Annotated in this window: 12 protein-coding genes; 1 reads left to right on the top strand and 11 read right to left on the bottom strand. The window is 54.0% G+C overall.

Annotation, left to right across the window (positions count from 1 at the left end):
* Positions 1-23: 23 nt before the first annotated feature.
* The 4 genes from hrpB to ACZ5RI_RS08965 form a co-directional block, all read right to left on the bottom strand.
* Complete coding sequence (hrpB, locus tag ACZ5RI_RS08980) at positions 24-2,480, bottom strand: ATP-dependent helicase HrpB (protein ID WP_464511456.1); 2,457 nt, start codon at positions 2,478-2,480, stop codon at positions 24-26.
* A gap of 170 nt (positions 2,481-2,650) precedes the next feature.
* Positions 2,651-3,322 carry a prolyl oligopeptidase family serine peptidase gene (locus tag ACZ5RI_RS08975; protein ID WP_464511452.1) on the bottom strand — a complete coding sequence of 224 codons (672 nt, stop codon included), beginning with the start codon at positions 3,320-3,322 and terminating at the stop codon, positions 2,651-2,653.
* Complete coding sequence (locus ACZ5RI_RS08970; RefSeq protein ID WP_464511448.1) at positions 3,225-4,808, bottom strand: prolyl oligopeptidase family protein; 1,584 nt, start codon at positions 4,806-4,808, stop codon at positions 3,225-3,227. The genes ACZ5RI_RS08975 and ACZ5RI_RS08970 overlap by 98 nt, the downstream gene beginning before the upstream one ends.
* 113 nt (positions 4,809-4,921) lie before the next feature.
* Positions 4,922-5,689 (bottom strand): ThuA domain-containing protein, encoded by a 768-nt coding sequence (locus ACZ5RI_RS08965; protein ID WP_464511445.1) that lies wholly within the window; start codon positions 5,687-5,689, stop codon positions 4,922-4,924.
* A gap of 328 nt (positions 5,690-6,017) precedes the next feature.
* Between ACZ5RI_RS08965 and ACZ5RI_RS08960 the strand changes: the two genes are divergently transcribed.
* Positions 6,018-7,409 (top strand): tyrosine-type recombinase/integrase, encoded by a 1,392-nt coding sequence (locus tag ACZ5RI_RS08960; RefSeq protein WP_464511442.1) that lies wholly within the window; start codon positions 6,018-6,020, stop codon positions 7,407-7,409.
* A gap of 144 nt (positions 7,410-7,553) precedes the next feature.
* Here ACZ5RI_RS08960 and ACZ5RI_RS08955 read toward each other — a convergent pair whose 3' ends face one another.
* From ACZ5RI_RS08955 to ACZ5RI_RS08925, 7 genes are read right to left on the bottom strand one after another with little or no spacing between them, the layout of a single operon-like run.
* Entirely contained in the window at positions 7,554-8,423 is an 870-nt protein-coding gene (locus tag ACZ5RI_RS08955) for a type II secretion system minor pseudopilin (protein ID WP_464511438.1), read from the bottom strand.
* A gap of 3 nt (positions 8,424-8,426) precedes the next feature.
* Positions 8,427-10,562, bottom strand: a complete 2,136-nt coding sequence (gene gspD / locus ACZ5RI_RS08950) for a type II secretion system secretin GspD (protein ID WP_464511435.1) — start codon at positions 10,560-10,562, stop codon at positions 8,427-8,429.
* Between the two features lie 11 nt (positions 10,563-10,573).
* Complete coding sequence (locus ACZ5RI_RS08945) at positions 10,574-11,257, bottom strand: hypothetical protein (protein WP_464511431.1); 684 nt, start codon at positions 11,255-11,257, stop codon at positions 10,574-10,576.
* On the bottom strand, positions 11,257-11,838 hold the full coding sequence (gspM, locus tag ACZ5RI_RS08940) for a type II secretion system protein GspM (protein ID WP_464511426.1): 582 nt from the start codon (positions 11,836-11,838) through the stop codon (positions 11,257-11,259). Before gspM ends, ACZ5RI_RS08945 begins: the two co-directional genes overlap by 1 nt.
* The gene (locus tag ACZ5RI_RS08935) at positions 11,838-12,938 is read right to left on the bottom strand and encodes a PilN domain-containing protein (protein WP_464511422.1); all 1,101 of its coding nucleotides are present in this window, start codon (positions 12,936-12,938) and stop codon (positions 11,838-11,840) included. The genes gspM and ACZ5RI_RS08935 overlap by 1 nt, the downstream gene beginning before the upstream one ends.
* Positions 12,938-13,597, bottom strand: a complete 660-nt coding sequence (locus ACZ5RI_RS08930) for a prepilin-type N-terminal cleavage/methylation domain-containing protein (protein WP_464511418.1) — start codon at positions 13,595-13,597, stop codon at positions 12,938-12,940. The genes ACZ5RI_RS08935 and ACZ5RI_RS08930 overlap by 1 nt, the downstream gene beginning before the upstream one ends.
* A gap of 5 nt (positions 13,598-13,602) precedes the next feature.
* Entirely contained in the window at positions 13,603-14,016 is a 414-nt protein-coding gene (locus tag ACZ5RI_RS08925; protein WP_464511414.1) for a prepilin-type N-terminal cleavage/methylation domain-containing protein, read from the bottom strand.
* Between the last annotated feature and the right edge of the window lie 9 nt (positions 14,017-14,025).

Raw genomic sequence — 14,025 nt, 5'->3', positions numbered from 1 at the left:
AGAGAACCGTCCTCCAAACAGCATCAAGCCCCCCGCCAGGGCAGCAGCGGGTTCTCGGGCCAGTTGTGTTTGGGATAGCGGCCACGCATATCGCGGCGCGCGTCTGCCCAAGCCCCCTTCCAGAAACCTGCGATATCGGCGGTAAGCGCAATCGGCCGCCCCGCCGGGGAAAGCAGCGCCAGCCGTAAAGGCACCCGCCCCCCTGCAAGCTTGGGCGTTTCTGCCAAACCATAAAAGGCTTGCGCGCGTGCCGATGCGACGGGAACCGGCTGGGTGTAATCCACCGCGGCCCGCCCGCCGGTAAGCGTGATATGCGTCGGCAGTTCCTTGTCGAGCCGGGCGCGCAACGACCAATCCAACCGCCCAAGCAAAAGTGCACAAATATCAAGGCCCGCAACATCGCCAAGCCGCGTCAGGCCCCGCAGATGCGGCCCCAGCCACGTCTCAAGATCTGCAATCAGGGTCGCATCATCCGAAGCAGGCCAGACATCCGCCTCTACCCCATGCATCAGGGACAGACGCGCCTGCAGATTGCGCGCGTCATCCGTCCAGTTAAGGCGTGACGGATCGCTGGCCACGGCGGCCAGCAATGCGGCGGCAGCTTCGTCTGCATCGGGCGGGGCAGAACGTTCCTCCAGCACCAACGCGCCCAGACATTTACGACGGCGCGCCAACACGCTGCCGGTGACCGGATCGAGACTGGTTTCCACCGTCTGCTGTATCCGCGTGGTAAGGGCTTGCGGCAGCGCCGTGATATCGAGCGGGGCGGCCATATGAATAAGTGGAGTCTTTTTCATTTCAAGCGCCGCCACGGCAAGAAACTCTTCTTTGGCCAGCGCATCCGTCACCGCCAGCCTGGCCCCGCCGCCGCCCGAAAGGCGGAAACTGCCCACCTCGCTGCGGCGCTGCGCCAGCCGGTCGGGAAACGCAGCGGCAATCAGCGGGGCCGGATTGCCCGCCCCTTTACGCGTGGAGCCCAGCCCCAGCCGCGTGCGATATTGCCGGGCGGCCTGAAGAATGCCGTGCAGCGCACCCCGGTCGGCCCCCAGCGCCACCGCGGCAGAAGGATCATCCATCGCTTCCAGTCGCGTCATGATGTCAGCGGGCGTATCCAGTCCGGCTTTAAGCGGATCACGTCCTTCCAAAAGCGCGGCGATATCACAGGCGCGGGCGGCCAGTGATGGCTCTGCCTCCGCCAGCATCATGGCGGCAAGGCGCGGATGGGCACCAAGGCGGTTCATCCGCACGCCAAGCGGGGTGATGCCGCCCTCGTCCATCGCACCCAACTCGCAAAGCAATGCGCGGGCCGCAGCCAGCGCGCCCTCGGGTGGCGCATCAAGAAAAGCCAGACCGCCTGGCGGCGTGCCCCAGGCAGCGCAATCCAGCACCAGCCCCGACAGTTCGGCATCCAGAATTTCCGGCCGGTCAAAGGGACGAAAGCCCCGCTCGGCCGCCGCGGTCCACAGCCGGATGGCGATACCGGGGGCCTCGCGCCCGGCGCGGCCAGTCCGCTGATCCGCCACAGCGCGGCTGACCCGCTCGGTCGTCAGCAGTGTCAGACCACTGGCCGGATCGAACCGCGGGGCGCGACGAAAACCGCCGTCGATAACTATCCGCACCCCCGGTACGGTGAGCGAGGTTTCGGCAATCGCGGTGGCCAACACCACGCGGCGGCCTTGTGCTGGCGTCAGCGCCAGTTCCTGTGCTGCGGGCGGCAAATCACCATGCAGCGGCAACACCGTGGCATCAATGCCATCCAATGCACTTTCTGTGCGGCGTATCTCGCCCATCCCCGGCAGAAAAGCAAGGATATCGCCAGGCGCATTGGCCAGACTGGCGATAATCGCGCGTGCCATCGCTTCGGGCAGATCGCGCGGGCTGGCAATGTCGCGCAGGGCATGGCGGACCTCGACCGGGTGGATACGCCCGGCGCTTTCGATGATGGGGGCCTTCATGATGGCGGACAGCCGCGCACCGTCCAGCGTGGCAGACATAGCAATCAACTGCAAATCCGGTCGCAGCATTGCCTGCGCATCCAGACTGAGCGCCAACGCCAGATCGGCCTCCAGCGAGCGCTCGTGAATTTCGTCGAGGATAACGGCAGACACGCCCTCCAGCCCGGGATCGCCGGCAAGGCGACGCAGGAACAGACCGGTTGTTACCACCTCGATCCGAGTGACGGCTGAAACCGCGCTTTCAAGCCGGGTACGAAAACCAACCCTCTGGCCCACCTTCTCGCCAATCAGGCTGGCCATGCGGCTGGCGGCGGCCCGCGTGGCCAACCGACGCGGTTCGAGCATGACGATGCGGCCGCTTGCTTTACCCGCGGCCTCGAGCAGCGCAAGCGGTACGCAGGTTGTCTTGCCCGCGCCGGGCGGAGCGACCAACACGGCGTTGGGATGTGCGCGCAGCGACGTAAGCAGGTGCGGCAGACATTCGGTGACGGGCAACTGAGGCAGCGTGAATGGGGGCAAAGGCATAATCCGGGTACGAGGAAATAAAGCGCCCAGACCTTAGCCGAAAATACCGACGACCGGTCAAATTTTACGTGATGGCTCCCTTATTCAAATCCCTCACTCCGAGCGTGCCGATGAGTTGAAGCACAAAGCCACCGAATGGGGCGGGCCTAAGACCTGCCCCATCGGCTGGATTATTTATGCCATGTCATGCCAAGCTGCTCGAACAGGAAGCACAGCATATCGGTCTGTTCCGCGATGCGGTCTTCCATCGATGATCCGATGCCATGGCCCGCATGCATATTGGTGCGTAGCAGGATCGGATGGCCTGAGCTGGTGGCGGCCTGCAGCGCGGCGGTGAATTTGCGCGACTGCATCGGGTTGACGCGCCCGTCGGTCGCCCCGGTCGTCATCAGCACCGCCGGATAGGCGGTTTTGGCGACGACATGGTGATAGGGCGAATAGCCATAGAGCACCTTGAAGTCTTCCGGATTTTTCACCGTACCGAATTCGGTGGTGTTAAAGGCACCGTTGGGGTCCAGCTCGACCCGGATCATGTCGTAAATCCCGACCGATGCGATCACCGCGCGGGCCGAAGCCGGATGCTGGGTAATCTGCGAGCCCATCAGCAGCCCGCCATTGGAACCGCCCATCAGCGCCAGTTTGGCCGGGCTGGTGTATTTCTGTTCGGCCAGATACGCCGCCGCAGCGTGGAAATCATCGAAGACATTCTGCTTTCTGGTCAGCATGCCCTGCGTATGCCACGTCTCACCATATTCGGCGCCGCCACGGATATTGGCCAGCACATAGATGCCACCGGCATCCAGCCACAGCCGCCGGAACGCACCCAGAAAGCCCGGCTTCATATTCACGCCATAGCCGCCATAGCCATAGAGTAATGTCGGGTTGGTGCCGTCGAGTTTGGTGCCCTTCTTCATGATGATGTTGAGCGGAACTTTGGTGCCATCTTTCGATGGTGGCGAAAACGCGCGTTACTTCGGCATCATCGAAATGCACCGGGGTATCGACCTTCAGTTCGGTCTCGCTGACCGCGCCGGTTTTCGGGTTCCACGCATCGTAATATACCGGGCGCAGAAAGCTGCTGACCGAGAACAGAATCTGCCCGTCGGCCAGTTCGACGATATCGCCGTTCGACGAAATTTCCGGCAGTGGCAGCTTGCCCACCAGTTTGCCGTCGAGGGTGAAGATGCGCACCTGATTGGGGCCGCCAACGATGTCGCGCACGAACAGCCGGTCTTTCGAGAAGGCAAGGTCCAAACCGCCCGACGATTCAATGGCGACATCGGATTCCGGCACCAGCACTTTGGCCGTGGCCAGACCATCGGCCACCGGTGTGTCGAGTTTGACGACGTGGCCATTCGATGTGCCTTTGCGCGAAATGCCATAGACCCCGCCATCCGGCCCAAAGGCGGCATAGACGATCTGGTCTTCCGGCTTACCGATACGCAGGGCTGGTTTATGCTTTTCCAGCACGTAATAAGACCAGATCCCGCCATCGCCCTTCTGCACCCGCACCAGAATGCGGTTCAGATTCTGTGTGTTGTCGAGGAAGATTTCGGAAATCCGTTCCAGCCCGTCCTTTGATCCCAGCACCAGCGGGTCTTTGGCCGCATCGGCACCGATCTCGTGGAAATAGACCTGCATATTGAAATGCTGTTCTTCGGCGGGGGCTTCGGCACCGGGATAGCGGGTATACCAATATCCTTTGCCATCGGCGGCCCATGCCATGCTGCCCCCGGCGGTGGGGTACTGCACATGCGGGATCGGCGTTTCAATTTCTTTGCCGGTGGCCACGTCATAGATGTGCAGGGTGCCGGCCTCGCTGCCATTCTGCGACAGCGATACGGCGATCTTGCTGCCATCGGCCGAGGGTTCGTACCAGTCGATCGCGGTATGGCCGCTGGGGTCCAGCGTGTTGGGATCGAGCAGAATTTTCTTCGATGCCGGTTCGGCCTTGGCGTTCAGCGTCACGATCACCGGCTGTTGCAGCTTCGGATCGGAATAGGTCGCGAACACCACAACCCCGCGCGGCTGAAAGCCATAGAACGAGGGCGAGGAAGCCGAGACCAGTTTGGTCAGTTCGGCCTTGACCGGCGTCAGGCTGGGCAGGGCATCAAGGTACGCGCGGGTGCGGCTGTTCTGTGCCGCGCTCCACGCCTGCACCTTGGCGTCGGACCAGTTTTCCAGCCAGCGATAGGGATCGGCGATTTTGACACCCTGCACAACATCTACGGTGTTTTCGACCGGTGCTGGCGGCGGCGATGGAAGTGTGGCAGCAAGGCATGTGGACGCGAACACCAACGCGGTACCAACGCATATGATTAATTTCATAACATTTCCCATTTAAGCCCCATCAGGGCACCCGTTCCTTGAAAGGCCGTAGCGTAACCCACAAACACCGGATTTCTAAGCCCCCCCCGGCGCACCCCATCACGCTTACCGGTTCACTGCAGCCCCCTGCCCGTCGCGGCCCAATAGATAGCGCCCATGAGGTGATCCAGATAATGCGGGTCACGATACATCTCGTCGGTATGCCCAAGCGTGGTGACAAAGACCCGCCCCTTCTCAACGCGATGATACCAGGCAACCGGATGATCCTTGCCCATCCCTTTGGTGACCTGACCGGGCCAGATTTTGGTCGGATCATAGCTCGTCTCGTCGACATTCAGCACCGGGGTAATGCGGATGCTATACGGGTTGGATAAGGGATAGAATTCATCGCTCCACACCCAACGGGGGGGAACACCAAAGGTGGCGGGAAAATCCGTGTCCACCACCGTCACCACTCCGGTCTGTAGCATCGGATGCGTGCCGACGGTTCGCCCGACCAGCTTTTCGTACCAGGGCCAACTGCCCACAGGTAACAGGATCGCCGCACGATGCACCACCACCGCATTGCCGCCGCTGCGCATATAGGCCTCGAAATTGGCCCGCTGCGACGGGCTCATCTCCTCGGTCGGGGTGTTCAGCAGCACAATGGCAGCATATGGGTGCAGATCCTGATCCAGCGCCTTGGTCGATGTGGCCCAGATCATATCGAACGCATGCAGCTTCGCCAGACGGGCCATGCTGTCATGTGCAACCGGAACAAATTCGTAGTGATACTTGCTCGGCACGGCCAGCACCAACACCCTGTACTGACTGTCGGCCCAGCTGCAGGACGACATGAGCACGGCAAGAATAGCCGTCAGAATCATAAGGGTGCGTTTCATAGGGCGTGCCTCAAAAGTGCTGGCGCGGCAGGGGGAGGCGTTTTCAGGTGCCCCAAACGTAAACTGGTGGGGAGACCATTGCACTAAATATAATGCAACCCATTGATTTTATTGGTGACCCCGGCGTGGCTCGAACACGCAACAACCTGCTTAGAAGTTTTGTTCAAACAAAATACAAACGACTACCAGAGACAACACCACGCCCAAATAATATCATTTATAATCAACATATTATGCCAATTTTAGTTTTCATGAGATAACGCTTGGCAACACCTATTAAGCAGCTTATTTTGGGGCCCTACCGGGGCCCCAAAACATTAATCGACAAATGTCAGAAAAAACACTTCTCAACGATAGAGTGATTAAAGGCCTCAAAAACGCCCCAGCAGGGAAACGTATCATGGTCTGGGATGCGCTGCTGCCGAATTTTGGCGTACGTATTACAGATCGGGGAACCAAAACATTTTTAGTTCGCAAGCGACAAGATAAACACGCCAGCAACAACCCACGCCACATCCTTGGCACCTACCCAGCAATGACACTGGCCCAAGCCCGGCAACGTGCGAGAGAATTACTGGAAATCATCACCGCCCCGCATGCGCAGCTTGAGGCCGCCCGAGCATTGGGCACCACCTCGGATACATTCGAGACAATCGCCGAAAATTTTCTGGAGCGCTATGTTCGCAAGAACGCGCGCAGCCCAGAGGCCGAACGCATTGTCCAGCAGTATCTGATTCCCCGCTTCGGCCCCCGACCGATAGCTGAGATCAAGCGCCGCGACATCGCAAAAATGATGGATGACATTGAGGAAAAGCGCTTCAAAACCAAAGATGGGCGACTAATCGGCGGGCCGGTGATGGCTGACCGTGCGCTAGGTAGCCTGCGCAAGCTGATGAACTGGTATGCCGCACGCGATGACGACTTCATCTCACCGATTGTGATGGGGATGCGCCGCACCAGCGATAAGGAGCGTGCCCGAGAACGCATTCTGACCGACGACGAGATCCGAGCATTCTGGGCAGCGGCCCAGCGCGACACGCGCCAGCCTGGTACCCCCTATATATTTGGCGCCTACGTTCGTGTGCTGTTGCTAACAGCTCAGCGTAGAACGGCCGTTGCTGGTATGCGGCGCTCAGAAATCAGCCAGGACGGGGTCTGGACTATTCCGGCCAGCCGTGACAAAGGCGGAAAGATGCGAAAGATCCCCTTGTCGCAAGAGGCGCAGACGATCATTCGCGCGCTGCCCGTCATCAATGAATGCGATCTGGTGTTCACCACCAATGGCAAAACCCCTTTTTCGGGCTATGGCCAAGCCAAGCGTTATCTCGACAACGCCATGCTGAAATCCCTGAACGAAACAGCGCAAAGCCGCGGCGATGACGATGCCATTCAGAAACTGGTCATGATCACCGGGCTTATCCGCACCCACAGCGCAGATGAAACCGCCCAGGAACACATTAAAGCCCTGTGGTGGCGGCTACATGATCTGCGCCGCACGGCCAAAACCCTGATGATGCGCGCCGGGATACGCCCGGACATCAGCGAACGGGTCTTAAGCCACGAAATTAAAGGGGTGGAAGGCGTGTATGACCGCTGGGACTACATGGCCGAAAAGCGCGATGCGATCGAACGCTTGGAGAAGACAATTATGCGGATAATAACCAGCGGCAAAGACGGCGAGGTCGTTGCCCTGCCCGCACAACCAACTATGCGGCGCTAAGTTCAGCATCGCAATTCAGACACCCTACCGCAATCCCCCCCCCTAACCGGACGAGATATATCATCAAAAAGCACTAGAAACAGTCAAGGACGCGACCGCTCAAACGCAATGATTGAACGGTCGCTCTGCACCCCGTTTCCCTTTTTACAGCCATGCCAAAAAAAAGTATGGCCGTTTATTGTCGCCGGTCAGTTCCACGACGGCTTTGCGTACGTAAAGATGCTTGCCGATATATAGCTTCGTAGTAACTGTGAACGCCCGCCCAGCAAGCGTGGCTGCGGAACTCAGGATGCCTGGGGGAGCCCCAATCCCGTCATCGCTATTTTGTTGCCGCTTACTGATAACTTCTTCGATCTTACCTGGCTCATACAAATAAAGTGCACGGAGCACTTCTTCCGGCGCAAATTGCGTATCGAATGCAGGGCGGCCCGTATAGACCGTCAATGCGGGCTCAATTTTCTTAAACAGTTCCGGCGTAATCCCGAGCACCATTTGCAATTCCGAAACACTCTGGAATGGCCCATGACGAATATAATAGTGCTTTCCTGCGGCAGCATAATCTGCCTGCTTGGCAACACTACCACTTTGAACACCACTCGGACTGCGCCAATCCAAAATTCGGTCTGTTAATATCTGAGCCGTATCATTTTGTACTCCGGCAGATAGCAGCAACCGATTAAGCATAGAACCATCTGCGGCATTCAGGTCAATCCGACTAAGCTCATCCTGTATGCGGATCTCAATCTGATTATTTTGAAAGCGAAAATCTATCGGAGCTCCATCAACACGCCATCGCTTCTCAACACGTTGATCACTAATGCCAATGACAGCACGCGCAACTGCCGCGTCCAGTACCGCATCGGCTTTGGCGCGTTCTTCAAAGCGTTGTTCCATCTGAGCGGAAGCTTGGGTTAGCATCTGTGCAGATACGGCCATCGCAGACAAGATGGTCACGCACCATAACACCGACACCAGAGCCCACCCCCGCTCAGCATGAAACAACGCTTTGAGCATGGACTAATGCACCTGATCAAGCAGAGGTTGAACCTCTGCTAATTTACGCCGAAGTTCTGCGGTAACCGCCCGGGCCTTATCCGTACTATTGATAACGTGTGGTGTTATTAGAACCATCATTTCGGTTCTGGTAGAATTATCCTCATTATCACCGAAAATACTACCAAGGTACGGAATTCGCTGCAGATAAGGCAGACCAGATTTCGATTGCGTCTTATTGTTTTTTATCAGACCACCCAAAGCGAAAGTTTCCCCCTCAGGCACTGAAACCGTTGTACTGATTTTCCGTTGCTGGATAGTCGGGGAATCAATTTCTGACGACGTTGTCGTTGTGACTTCGCTGACCTCCTGAGAGATATCCATCATCACCATGCCACTGCGATTGACACGGGGCGTAACCTTCAAAATGACACCCGTATCCTGGTATTGGATAGAGTTTACGATCGAGGAAGAGGAGGTCACTGTGCTGACGGTCTGCTCCGTTGCAATTGGAACCTTGTCACCGACCTGAAGCGTTGCCGTCTGATTGTTGAGAACCATAATCTGCGGCGATGAAATCACCTCGACATGAGTACGCGTCGACAAAGAGTTCAAAATAAGTTTGATGTTACTGCCACGCGTGAACAGGTAAGAAAAACCAGGAAATGATTGCGCGATAGCAGATGTTGAAGAGTTTGAAAGCGTCATACTGCTACCGCTTCCTGGGTTATAGAAATACTGAACCCCAAACTGAAAGTCGTTTGTAAGAGTTACCTCTGCAATGACAGCTTCCAGATACACTTGCATAGGAGCAGAATCAAGTTGGTGTAGTGCAGATTCAATAACGCTATATTCAGCAGGCGTTGCTAAAATCGCCAGCGCATTATTAGTTTCGTCTGCGGTAATCGTTGCACCGGACATACTCGTCATGGAACCGGTAGGCAGGGCCACCTGGTTCGACTGTGGCATTCCAGATTTACCCATCACGGATTGCTGTGACGGCGTGCTGTCAGCAATAAAAGCAGATCGACTGTTTGAGCCTGATGCAGATTGCGATCCACTGGTACCAAACAAAACCTTTGAAATCGTCGCGGCCAAATCTGTAGCCCGACCATTCTGGACGTAATAAATGTATACGCGTTTGTCGCTACCCTGCCCAGGACGATCCAAACGTGAAACCCATGCCTTTAATTGCTCAAGGTACCGAGCTTGAGGCGATATCGCGAGAATGGCATTCAATCTATCAATGGGAACCAGCTTAACGACACCAGCAATAGGACTGCTCGTTCCACCAAGGATCTGTTCAAGTTCCTTAGTCAGCTCGCCTGCGTCTGTGTAATTCGGAGTATAGAGCGCATAAGACATGCCGCTCAGCCAATCGGAATCAAACAACGCGACATTCTCACGTAACGTCTGCCTTTCATCCTCAGTGCCTTCAATAATTAAAATATTCCTGGCGGCATCAACATGAATGGTCCCCTGTACAGGGGCCAATGGTTCCAGTAACTTTTGCATCTCTGATGCACTAATATAATGAACTGGAACCACCTCAATTCCATACCCCCTCACATGGCTACCAGGGCCATTAATAGGGCCGCTAGTGCTGTGCGCATTGGTGAGAGGAACGACTTTGTATATGCCGTTTGTATGCACCAGAGCCATATCATTCAGGCGTAATACTTGCTCCAGAACCGGCAACACTTGTGACCGCTGTAACGGCTTGCTTGTTTGCAGCGTTATGCTGCCTTGCACATTGGCCGCGATCTCATAATTGAGCTTCAGGTAATCGCCTAATATAACTTTAGCGACATCCTGAACGTCCATACCAATAAAATTCAGGGTTATATCACCCTGAGTGCCAACACTTGCTCCTCCGCGATTACCCGAAGCTTGGCGGCCAACAAAACTTCCCGTCCCTGGGAACAATTCCACCTTTGGTTCAGGCTTCACCACAGATGCAGGTGGATTAGGATCTGGATCTACAGAAGCGACCGGCTTTTCAGGTGAAGTCGCCGTTGATACAGCAGGTGACGTCGGTGCAGCCTTATCACCCACTTCGCATCCGGTCAGGGCAAGAACAATTACCAGAGGAATAAAACTGCATATGTATTTATTTGATGCCCCCCGATATGGGCGGTCATAATGGTTATCTGCGCACATTAACGGCCTCATTAATTCTTGTTTACCTGCGGATCATTGCCTGGAGCAGGGATAACTGATGTAGACGGAGGTATTTGCGAATTTTCTGATTTTACAAATGGCGGCTTAATGGGTGTGCCGCCCTTGGTTTGATCAGTGATTGGCTTGACTTGCATATCGGTGTAATTTGTCTGGGGCTTCGGCGCTGACGGAATATTCATTCCTGTAGCAGGATTTTGCGTACGGACAGAGTTCAGCGGAATTTCATGTTCCGTAGAACCATTTCGTATCGTTACATGGTCTTCGGCTATATCCGTGACTTCCCAGCCGTCTAGGACAGATCCCACCTCAACCGTTGTCGCAAACATCGTATTTTGCGATTTAAGAAACGCCATTTTTGTATGACGATCCAAAAGAACCCCGACAACGACGACGGAAGGAATCGCTTCGGTTCCTGAACCTCCTGAGGGTAAGACATCGGATTTTAATGGTGTGCGTTGCGGATTAAACAACGGCCTATCATTAATAGATGAAAACGTATCACTCGGTGGCGGCATAAAAAAAGGCGTTCCCTGAAGTATATCGGCCCTTTTAGGCAGAGACACTTTTGGCGGAATGATCTCCGGCAGCGGCGCTATAGCAAAATAAGATACCGTCAGCACCTCCGCGAAACAGATGCTAACTATAAGTTTTTGAACACTACTTTGAGCCAACATCACTTACCTCCTGCCCACCGGAATCCGCTTACAGTCCAGCGAACTTGCAGCCGAGGCTCCGGTGCTTTGGGGTCAGTGTTTGACCAATTTAATGGTGCCATAATACTGATGTGATCAACAACCAAGTAGGGCATATGGCTCTCAATAGAATATGTCAGATCCTTAAGACGGGTTATGGGAACTGAAAGTTCATATTGCACAGATACCGTGTCGATCATCTTTGCAGGTGCGTTTGGAATGATCAGTGCACTTCTGACCTCACCACCATTAGATTCGACAATGTCTTTGACATCACCTTGCAGTTTTGCTTGAGCCAGCGAAGCACTTTCGCCTGGAAACAAACTAGGGCTCGTAGAACCACGTTGAATTACGGACTTAAACTCAGCCTCTCGCGATGACCGTTCTGCGATTTCGGCTTGGTAATAGGCAAGCTTGTGGAGCGATGCAGATATCTCTTCCCGCTGCGCATAAAAAGCCGCACAGAACGGAACAACCGCGAAAACAACAACCATCATTACAGCCAAAAGTAGAGCTGTAATAGCAGCTTTTCTCCCGAGGAAAATCGGTGGAATATCGACCATTACTTTCCCCCAACAACTTCAAATGAAATATTAAACCGCTCCGTATTATTGGAGGAATCTCTAACCACCGGAGCTTCAAATGCCGCGTTACGGAAATATCCCGAATGATCTATAGCTCCAATCAAAATCGATGCAGACGGAGCGGCACCTTGTATTCTAATTTTATTACCGTCTTGCTCTAGCTCCGAAATCCATGCGCCATCCGGTATCACATCCGTAAGCTTCTTAAAGCCCGCTATGAACAAAAATGATTTCTTCTTATCCGTCGCTGAACCTAACTCTCTCGTAGCGGCATCGATCTTGTGCTGTAAATATTCAACTCTCGCAGCACGGTCACCTGCATCCGCGACCAGGTCATCAATAGCTTTTAGCCTAGCGCTATCTCGTTCATACGCGGCAATAGAAACCATTATAAATAATATGACTGCAGCCATAGCCAACAGAATAAAGCGATACCTGTTCCAGACTGCTCTAAAGTACGCCGTTTTATCGATAGGAAATGTCGTATGGTTGGCCGTCACCTTATCATTCTCGAACGCAAGCTCAGCGATATTGAGACGAGCAGATCGACAAAAACTAACGACCTTATCGATATATGTTTTCCTCACCAACCTTACGGTTACATCCGTCGTATGGGATGTTTTTTCAGTTTCACCGATTAAAAAATCATAATATAAATCCGCTAAAGGTAGTGGAGTAACGCGCTCAATCTCGTACGGCAGTGCTCGCTTTAAAACGCTATTCCTTACTGCAGGCATTTTGATTGTCGGTCGCAGCGTCTCGTCCGTTGGGATAAAAACAGTTACATCACGCCGCAAACCGTTGGCGTTTATAATATGAGATACCGAAAGGACATCCGTAGCGCTTACCGAATTGCTGTAGGGAATTTTAGCAATTTCTTCTGTTTTTTCATCGATCAATGCGACTACTGAAATGCAATCATTATAAAAGGTGATAATGCATTCACGATTTCTATCTACGAGCTTCCAGGGCGATATTTCCTGTAGCATTGTCCACAACTCTACGGACCAATGCTTCAAAACTATTTGAGCCGTAGTGATACTAGTTTCAATACGATTTTCGAATGCGCTTTCGGCCACTATCGCCCCCCACAAAATTTTGTTAGCGCGTCAAAACTACAACCGACATCCGCTGACACATGCGTTGCTACAATTAGATCCGGCCACACCGCCGCGCCCCCAGGTAGGAATGCTATGCGTATCCGAATGAGTTCTGGTGGACGCGATTGATTTTCCCAAGTTTGGAACCACGCAGGAGCCTCATTATCTTTCTGTATCCCAAAATACGAAATCGATACATTCTTGACTCTTCGGAGCAGTATGGTTTGTGAACCATTCAGTGTTGACAACTCGGGTGTTGAGGTGCGGGTAACTGTAATGCCGTCATTGCCATCGTTATTTTTAATCTCAACGCGTATCAAATTCCCAGATGTAGTTCCGGCATTGGTATAAAAGGTTAGCCTATCCTGCTGACCTAAAAATGCAACATGTGCATCAGAAGCCCCCCCCTTAATCATAAGGGGGTATAGATGTGAAATTTGGTCCGCAAGCATCATCTGCTGTTCGCGAATATTTTCTTGCCCCATAAGCGACCGCTCAGACTTTTCCCAAACCCGCGTTCCAAAATGCAAACTACTGGACAAAGCGATTGTGAGCAGCCCCAGTAACGTCATCGCGACGAGCAACTCAATAAGTGTAAAACCTAAATTTTGTGGGTATTTTCTAATTACTCTTAGCATGCGCCCTACTCTCTTGGCAGAAGACGCAAGCTCGTTAGCGTCATAGAGCGTTCATTACCGTATGAAATCCACCGAACAGAAACGATGACGGCTTTAGGTGCACTTTGCCATGCGGACCAATCCGCATCACTACCATAATTAGCCAGTTTAACCTGCCAACGCAGTCCATCAGCGGTTTCGCCAGTGGCATTAGCCATCTTTTCTGGAGGTAATTTTAAAGCCTGCGAAAGAAGTGACTGTGAAAGGTTCCGCGCCTCCAGCCGACGGGTATCCTCGCGAGTTCGCTCTATGCATTGAGAAAAAATTGTAAATAGTACCGTTAGCGATATTCCCATAATCGCCAACGCAACAAGGACCTCAAGCAACGTAAAGCCTTTGCTCGTTGCTAAATAATTTGAGCGCCCCCCACCCCAGAACATTACAACACC

This window comes from Micropepsis pineolensis, from assembly GCF_055392125.1.
The sequence above is the reverse complement of the archived record's forward strand: the minus strand, read 5'-3'. Positions and strand labels throughout refer to the sequence as shown.

What these genes read in the sequence shown, in the direction of transcription:
- gspD (WP_464511435.1), bottom strand. Translation starts at nt 10,562, where the DNA reads ATGTGCGCAGATAACCATTATGACCGCCCATATCGGGGGGCATCAAAT.
- ACZ5RI_RS08945 (WP_464511431.1), bottom strand. Translation starts at nt 11,257, where the DNA reads ATGTTGGCTCAAAGTAGTGTTCAAAAACTTATAGTTAGCATCTGTTTC.
- ACZ5RI_RS08960 (WP_464511442.1), top strand. Translation starts at nt 6,018, where the DNA reads ATGTCAGAAAAAACACTTCTCAACGATAGAGTGATTAAAGGCCTCAAA.
- hrpB (WP_464511456.1), bottom strand. Translation starts at nt 2,480, where the DNA reads ATGCCTTTGCCCCCATTCACGCTGCCTCAGTTGCCCGTCACCGAATGT.
- gspM (WP_464511426.1), bottom strand. Translation starts at nt 11,838, where the DNA reads ATGGTCGATATTCCACCGATTTTCCTCGGGAGAAAAGCTGCTATTACA.
- ACZ5RI_RS08930 (WP_464511418.1), bottom strand. Translation starts at nt 13,597, where the DNA reads ATGCTAAGAGTAATTAGAAAATACCCACAAAATTTAGGTTTTACACTT.
- ACZ5RI_RS08925 (WP_464511414.1), bottom strand. Translation starts at nt 14,016, where the DNA reads ATGTTCTGGGGTGGGGGGCGCTCAAATTATTTAGCAACGAGCAAAGGC.
- ACZ5RI_RS08975 (WP_464511452.1), bottom strand. Translation starts at nt 3,322, where the DNA reads ATGAAGCCGGGCTTTCTGGGTGCGTTCCGGCGGCTGTGGCTGGATGCC.
- ACZ5RI_RS08965 (WP_464511445.1), bottom strand. Translation starts at nt 5,689, where the DNA reads ATGAAACGCACCCTTATGATTCTGACGGCTATTCTTGCCGTGCTCATG.
- ACZ5RI_RS08955 (WP_464511438.1), bottom strand. Translation starts at nt 8,423, where the DNA reads ATGCTCAAAGCGTTGTTTCATGCTGAGCGGGGGTGGGCTCTGGTGTCG.
- ACZ5RI_RS08970 (WP_464511448.1), bottom strand. Translation starts at nt 4,808, where the DNA reads ATGAAATTAATCATATGCGTTGGTACCGCGTTGGTGTTCGCGTCCACA.